The organism is Micromonospora halophytica (assembly GCF_900090245.1).
Taxonomy (GTDB): domain Bacteria; phylum Actinomycetota; class Actinomycetes; order Mycobacteriales; family Micromonosporaceae; genus Micromonospora; species Micromonospora halophytica.
Window position 1 is genome coordinate 147,411 of the sequence record NZ_FMDN01000014.1, and the last position, 6,129, is coordinate 153,539.

The 6,129-nt window shown below is 68.6% G+C and carries 7 protein-coding genes and 1 pseudogene; 4 read left to right on the forward strand and 4 right to left on the reverse strand.

Annotated elements, in window-relative coordinates:
- Window positions 1-92: 92 nt before the first annotated feature.
- Window positions 93-521, reverse strand: coding sequence for a hypothetical protein (locus tag GA0070560_RS28270; RefSeq protein WP_139131532.1), 429 nt, complete (start codon window positions 519-521; stop codon window positions 93-95).
- Between the two features lie 659 nt (window positions 522-1,180).
- Here GA0070560_RS28270 and GA0070560_RS28795 point away from each other — a divergent pair.
- Window positions 1,181-1,351, forward strand: a complete 171-nt coding sequence (locus GA0070560_RS28795) for a hypothetical protein (protein WP_170839474.1) — start codon at window positions 1,181-1,183, stop codon at window positions 1,349-1,351.
- Between the two features lie 12 nt (window positions 1,352-1,363).
- Complete coding sequence (locus tag GA0070560_RS18700; protein WP_091299220.1) at window positions 1,364-2,074, forward strand: OBAP family protein; 711 nt, start codon at window positions 1,364-1,366, stop codon at window positions 2,072-2,074.
- A gap of 33 nt (window positions 2,075-2,107) precedes the next feature.
- Here the strand turns inward: GA0070560_RS18700 and GA0070560_RS18705 are convergent, their stop codons facing one another.
- The 3 genes from GA0070560_RS18705 to GA0070560_RS18715 all read right to left on the reverse strand — a co-directional run bounded on the left by GA0070560_RS18705 (window position 2,108) and on the right by GA0070560_RS18715 (window position 4,975).
- A complete protein-coding gene (locus GA0070560_RS18705) occupies window positions 2,108-2,623 on the reverse strand; it encodes a DUF421 domain-containing protein (RefSeq protein WP_091299223.1) in 516 nt (171 codons plus the stop codon).
- Between the two features lie 171 nt (window positions 2,624-2,794).
- Complete coding sequence (locus GA0070560_RS18710) at window positions 2,795-3,454, reverse strand: hypothetical protein (protein WP_091299272.1); 660 nt, start codon at window positions 3,452-3,454, stop codon at window positions 2,795-2,797.
- A gap of 738 nt (window positions 3,455-4,192) precedes the next feature.
- Window positions 4,193-4,975, reverse strand: coding sequence for a formate/nitrite transporter family protein (locus GA0070560_RS18715; protein WP_091299226.1), 783 nt, complete (start codon window positions 4,973-4,975; stop codon window positions 4,193-4,195).
- A 158-nt stretch (window positions 4,976-5,133) separates the two neighbouring features.
- Here GA0070560_RS18715 and GA0070560_RS18720 point away from each other — a divergent pair, with 158 nt between their 5' ends.
- Both GA0070560_RS18720 and GA0070560_RS28275 read left to right on the forward strand, forming a co-directional pair.
- Window positions 5,134-5,580, forward strand: coding sequence for a DUF305 domain-containing protein (locus GA0070560_RS18720; protein ID WP_091299229.1), 447 nt, complete (start codon window positions 5,134-5,136; stop codon window positions 5,578-5,580).
- A 371-nt stretch (window positions 5,581-5,951) separates the two neighbouring features.
- A pseudogene (locus GA0070560_RS28275) lies at window positions 5,952-6,129 on the forward strand (IS1380 family transposase); the annotation flags it as partial.

The following is a 6,129-nucleotide window of genomic DNA, read 5'->3' on the forward strand; positions in this document are numbered from 1 at the left end:
AGCGGAGCTGCCGGGAAGGGTGCCGATGACCGGCGGGTGCGGCCGGCGCGGCCCACCCGGGAGACGACACGGGGAGGCAGGGTGAGGGGCGATCACCAGACAGTGATCTCCCGTGCGACGAGCGCCCGCCCGCCCTCGAAGGCTCGGTACGGTGCCTGCGGTCCGAGGCGGTAGCGGTCGGTGAGTTCGGGGTGGGAGAACCGGATGACGGTGCCCTGCACGGTCACCAGCTGCGGCGGAGAAGGTGGCGACGCGGCCGTCGACAGCACGAGCAGGGTGCCGTTGGTCAGGTCCACGTCGCGTACGGCGAACGCGGTGTCGGTGATGACGCGCTCGACGCTCGCGGTCAGGGTGAGCTGGTCGCCCACCTTCGCCCGCGCGACTGTGCCCGGTGGAGTGGTCGGCGCCGGTTCGGCACTGGTCTGCGGGGCTGCGGACTCGCCCGTGCAGCCCGCACGAAGCAGGACCACCGCGGCCAGCGCTGCTACCGCTGCCTGCTTCAGGCCGTAGTTTCTGCTCATCCGTGGCTCCCCACTTCTCCTGGTGTAGGGTTCAAGGAGTCCCCCCGCCCATGGCGGTACGACGCGGAAACCGTGACGATCACGTCAAGATCCCGGCGGAGTGCGACTGTCCGTCATCCGGCAAGCTTTCGATCGCACTCAGCGACAGTGCGTGCGCCCCCTGGCGGGAGGCGAAGGTTCGACCGCCCAGCGTCTTGTATCGCTCGCCGGACCTGCCGTTCGGCACATGCCGGAAACGCCGGCGGGAGCGGCCGTCCGCCGCCGGTTCCTGTACGTCATCGACCCTCGATGATGGCGGGTCACTCGTCGGGACCGTAGATGGTGGCCCGCGATCGGGAACGCCGTGCACCGGCACGTGGGCGGCGAACCGCAGCACTCCTGCTGGCCGAGCGCCAAGCAACGGTCGCTGGCGTGAGCGACAACATGACGAACGGCGCTTCGGAGGCTTGCATCTCCTGCCGTCACAGCCGAGGCGGCACGTAGACGCGGAGCGTGGTGGGTGCGCTGCGGCGGTCGGCCATCGCCTGGCCGGCCCGGCTGTTCCGGCAGCCGTGCCCGCCGGCCACTGCTCGGCTGCCGACACCGGGATGGCACGAATCGGATTCAGCAGGCCGACCTCGGGCATAGCGTGGAGGAACGTCCGCCGAAGGGAGAGCGAGATGACCGAACCGGATGAGAGCCGGGAGAAGACCCCGAAGACCGACCAGGTGCTGTTCTCCCCGGACGGCGACCCGCACCACACCATGGCGCAGGCCCCGCAGCCCGACGAGCACCTGGAGCCGACGGTCACCCGTGACGGCCGCACCGAGGCCGTCGACGACGAGCAGTAGAGGGAGTCGCGGATGAAACGGCGTGCGAGCCCGGTGCAACCGCCGGGGGAGTCGACGAGCCTGTGGCACCAGGGGCTGTCCCTCGGTTCCAAGGCGTTGCAGGAGGCCACACCGCTCAAGGGCTTCGACGCGTACGTGGTCGGGTTCCACCCGGCGAAGGACGATCCGTCGATGCAGATGGAGGCGCATCACTACTGCCGCCAGGTCAACGACGACTTCCTGCAGTGTGTGCTGTTCGACGGCAACACCGCGGAGGCGAACCTGATCGGCGTGGAGTACATCGTCTCGGAGCGGCTGTACGGGACCCTCCCGGAGGACGAGCGCCGCTACTGGCACCCGCACAACTTCGAGGTGCTCGGCGGTTCGCTGATCGCCCCCGGGCTGCCGGAGCCGGCGGAGCGGGCACTGATGGCGATGTTGATGAACAGCTACGGCAAGACGTGGCACACCTGGCACACCGGCCGCCTGGACACCGGCCCGGGCGATCCGCTGCCGCTGGGCGAGCCGATGCTGATGTGGTCGTTCAACCGCGACGGGCAGTGCGACCCGGCGCTGGAGCAGCACCGCAACGAGGCGATGGGCGTCGACCGCGCCGAGAAGCGGCGCGCTCGGTCGGATCTGGTGGAGCGCGCGCACCCGCAGGACGGGGTGGCGCTGCTCGACGGAGCCTTCCCGGCCGGAGAGCCGGTCCCGGGCGTGGTCGACCGGTCCACCGGACGGTAGCCGGCAGGCCGGGCGACGGCGCCTGAAGCCCGGTTACCGCTGCTCGTCGCGTACGTCGGCGAGGCTGCTGCCGTCACCGAACCGGTTGCGGGTGATGATGCTGAGGCTTCCATCGCTCTCCAGCACCACCGCCGCCACATCGGCGAGGTCACCGACGCCCTGGCTGCGGGCGGCCTGCCGGATCTCGCTCTCGGCCACCCGTACCCGGCGCATGCTCTGATGCCGCAGCGCTCCGTCGCGCAGCAGCACGGTCGGCTGGGACTTGAGCAGCCGCTGCGACGGCGGCCACCGCACCGCGAGCACAGCGATCAGGTACTGCAGGCCCACCAGCAGGGCCAACGCGAGGACCCCCTCGACCAGGGAGACGTCCCGCGACAGCAGGATCGTCGCCAGGGTCGAACCCAACGCCACCGTGACCACGAAGTCGAACGCGTTGAGCTTGGACAGCGTCCGTTTGCCGGAAACCCGCAGGATCACCACCAGCGCCGGATAGACCAACACCGCGACGACGAGCAGACGCAGCAGGTCCCCCAGGTTCTTCAACACCATCCCCGAGTGCTACCCAGCAGCTTCGGCCTGTACCGCTGGGGATCGGGCCGGATTCGGGGCTCACCACGATCCAGCGCCGGTCGAGGTGGGCCCCGACTCCTCACCGCCCTTGCTCGGCATGCGGCTGAGCTGGTCGCGGATCCCGTCGTCTTGCGCCGGCTCGCGGGATACTCACTGCTTCGCCTCGGCAGCCGCTGCCTGCTCGTCGTCGCGTTGGCGGCTGAGGAAGAACGCGCCGAGCGCACCGGCGAAGGTGCCGAAGACCACCACGGAGTACGCGGCGAGGACCAGTTCCAGGACCTGGGAGAAGGTGTCGGTGGCGGCGAGCGGCTCACCGGTGATGGTGGTCAGGGCGACGTCGTGCAGGGCTCGCCCGTACGTCGGGTAGGAACCGGTGACGACCAGGAGCTGCCCGGCGGCCAGGATGATCGCCACCGTGACCACCGCGAGCCAGGCCAGCCGGTCGGTCAGCAGCCGGCCCGCCGACCGGGAGCCTCGGACGGCTGCGGCGATGACACCGGTGCCGCGGGCGGCTCTCAGGGCGGTGGCGGCGCGGGCGAACCGCAGGAAGGGCACGGCGAGGAAGATCACCTGCCACCAGTTGCGCTTCCAGAACGCGCGGGCGCAGTGACGGGCCAGCCAGGCACGTAGCGAGAACTCGGCGACGAAGACCGCCCACAGCACCCAACTGGCGACGGTGAGCGCGGTGGTGAGGGGCTCGTCGCGGGCGAGGGCCTGACCGAGCACCAACAACAGGAACAACACGCCCAGGACGCCCATCGGCTTGTCCAGCCGGCGGGCGAGCCCGTTGAGCCGCGCGTCGTCCTCCATCTGCCGTGCACGACGCGCACCCGCCTCCCGGCGGGTGTGGTCGGTCATCGTCCTGTCCGGCGGCTCACGCCAGCCCGGAGACTTCTGATCGCTTCGGCATGGGAAATCCGGTACCCGCCGGCCCGCTGGTCACACCACCACTGTCAGCCGGTGTGTGTAGCGCTCTTCGGGTACGGCGGAGGAACGACGAGAGACGACCTTTTGGAGCCGAGCACGACGATGCCATGGTGGAGACGTCCCCGATGTCCATCAACCTGGACCTGGCGAAGCTGGCGGCCCGCGGTCGACGCCCTCAACGGCTACGCCCAGGCGACCGCGTACGCGGATGCCGTCTGGGCGGTGCCGACACGTGAAAGGTGCCGGTGCCGCCCGCGTTCGTTACCGCTTGGCCTCGTGCACTTGGCCATCTGGGTTGCTCGCCCTTGCCGGTCTCGGGGAGAGTGGAGTTGCTCCTCGGTCATCGTGGAGTTGCCCTCGATACCCGCGTCGTGGGCCTGCTGACGAAGATCGTGCAGCTTCTCCCGGTCACCCATGTCGACCTCCCCCCTCGCGTGGAATGGCGCCGGCTTTCACGCGCCGCTGCCGTCCGCCGCCTTCCCGTGCGGCGGAGGTGAACGGTCTCAGCCGGTGTCGCGAGCGATGACGCTGGCGCTGACCTCTCGGACTCCATCCGAACCTCCGCCGCAGCGTGATCTACCACGCCGGAACCGCCACACCCGCAGCGTCCTCGGTGGGGGTTCAGCGGGCGGCGCCGCGAGCCTGCACGGCGTGCGTCAACGTCATGAGCAGCAGTCCGCCCACCAGATTGCCGGCACCGGCGAGCAGGACGTTCAGCCCCAGGTCGGCGTAGCTCACGTGGGCGTCGAGCCAGATGCCGAACAGCAGGTGCAGGCCGGAGACCACGACGTGGTCGAACGGGCCGAGGGCCAGGAAGAACCCCACCACGTACGCCAGGGCGATCCGGCTGCCCGCCGACCCGACCGCGTGCAGCAGGTACGACAGCAGCGTGAGCAACGTGCCGGCGGCGATCCCCCGGGTGAAGGTCGCCAGGCCCTCCTTGGCGGCGATCTCCTCGGCGACGAGGGCGAGCGTCTCGTGCGCCCCGGCCGGCAGGGTCCCCCGTACGACGAACACGGCGGCCATCACCGCGCCACCGGCGAAGTTGAGCAGAAGCACGAGGAGCCACAGCCGCGCCAGCTGTCCGACGGCTGAGGCACGGCGGCGCGCAACTGCCGCCGCCACCGGATCGAAGAAGTTCTCGGTGAACAGCTCCGTGCGGCCGACCACTACGAAGACCAGGCCGATGCCGAATGCGAGTGCACCGATCAGCTGACCGATCCCGGAGGCGTAGTCCGGTGCGACCAACTCGCGGGTCACGCCGAGGGCGACGATCCCGAACACGATGGTGACCCCGGCGATGAAACCGGTGGAGGCCTGTTCCAGCGCCGTCATGGACAGGCGGCGCTCGCCCTCGCCTCGCGCGCGGTCATAGACGTCCTCGGGACGCGGCTCTCCTGCCATCCGGTCCAGATACCCGGTCGCCCAGGAACGAACCGGCCCAGAGTGGGTTGGGCAAGTTGAGGGGCCAGCCACCCCGTACACGCCTGTTCGTCGCTCGACCGGCATTACTCTGGGCGAACACCTGGACGGAACCAACCATAGGAATGGCCGGAGGAAAGATGAAGAAGAACTACATCCGGTTCGGTTTGGTCCTGCTGATCAGCCTTGCGGTCATGTTCGCCCTCACGCTGTCCCAGATCCGCAGGTGGTCGGACTTCTATCTGAATCTGAGCAACTTCTACATGTCAGTGATCATGGTGGCGGTCATGGGTGTGATCATGATGGCCGTCATGCATCAGATGTTCACCGGTCGACGTCTCAACATCGTGCTCTACGCCGTACTGGGCGCCCTCTTCGTCGGTGGTTTCGCGGCGGTACGCACCGAGCCCTTCGTGGGTAACGAGAACTTCCTCAGGTCGATGATCCCCCACCACTCCCGGGCGGTCCTCGTCTGCCAAGAGTCGAAAATCACGGACCCGGAGATCGTCGAACTCTGCGACCAGATCGTGAAGTCGCAGGAGGAGGAAATCACCCAGATGAAGCGGATCCTCGACGACCGGTACTGACGGTATGGAGCGACGAGCAACTGCGCCGTCTGCGCCGACAACGCCACCCGCACGCTCCCTCGTTGACGTGTCGAGGCACCTTTGCCCCCACTTCACCCCTGCAGCCCAGGGAGGATCGGGATGCCGCGCACCGTCGAGTTGATCCTTCCCGCCGAGCGAACGGCGGAGGTCGTGGCGGCAATGCGTCGCCTGAACCCGCTGTCGCTGCGACTGCAACCTAACCTCGGCCCTTCGTTAAGGGCTGTCCAAGGAGTGGTCTGAAAGCAATGAAGTGCCTTCTGATCAGGGAAAATGGGACTTGCTGAGGGTCCGATGTTCCTGTCACGGAAGGCACTTGCTGGGTGAAGGTTACCGCAACACGTCCGAAGATCATGGTGACCGGCGGCGGGCGGGGCGTAGTCGGGCACGTCGGCGCCCGCCTGCTCGCCGATCTGGCCGACGTAACAGGGTTGACCAGCGCGTTCAGCCTCGCGTTGACGAAGTTGCGGCAACGGCAGAGCGGCCACGACCCGGGCCGCATCGCCGTGGATCTGGCGGTGATGCTCGCCG

Excerpts from the sequence above, each read along its gene's own strand:
- GA0070560_RS28270 (WP_139131532.1), bottom strand. The coding sequence starts at position 521 with ATGAGCAGAAACTACGGCCTGAAGCAGGCAGCGGTAGCAGCGCTGGCC.
- GA0070560_RS28795 (WP_170839474.1), top strand. The coding sequence starts at position 1,181 with ATGACCGAACCGGATGAGAGCCGGGAGAAGACCCCGAAGACCGACCAG.
- GA0070560_RS18700 (WP_091299220.1), top strand. The coding sequence starts at position 1,364 with ATGAAACGGCGTGCGAGCCCGGTGCAACCGCCGGGGGAGTCGACGAGC.
- GA0070560_RS18705 (WP_091299223.1), bottom strand. The coding sequence starts at position 2,623 with ATGGTGTTGAAGAACCTGGGGGACCTGCTGCGTCTGCTCGTCGTCGCG.
- GA0070560_RS18710 (WP_091299272.1), bottom strand. The coding sequence starts at position 3,454 with ATGGAGGACGACGCGCGGCTCAACGGGCTCGCCCGCCGGCTGGACAAG.
- GA0070560_RS18715 (WP_091299226.1), bottom strand. The coding sequence starts at position 4,975 with ATGGCAGGAGAGCCGCGTCCCGAGGACGTCTATGACCGCGCGCGAGGC.
- GA0070560_RS18720 (WP_091299229.1), top strand. The coding sequence starts at position 5,134 with ATGAAGAAGAACTACATCCGGTTCGGTTTGGTCCTGCTGATCAGCCTT.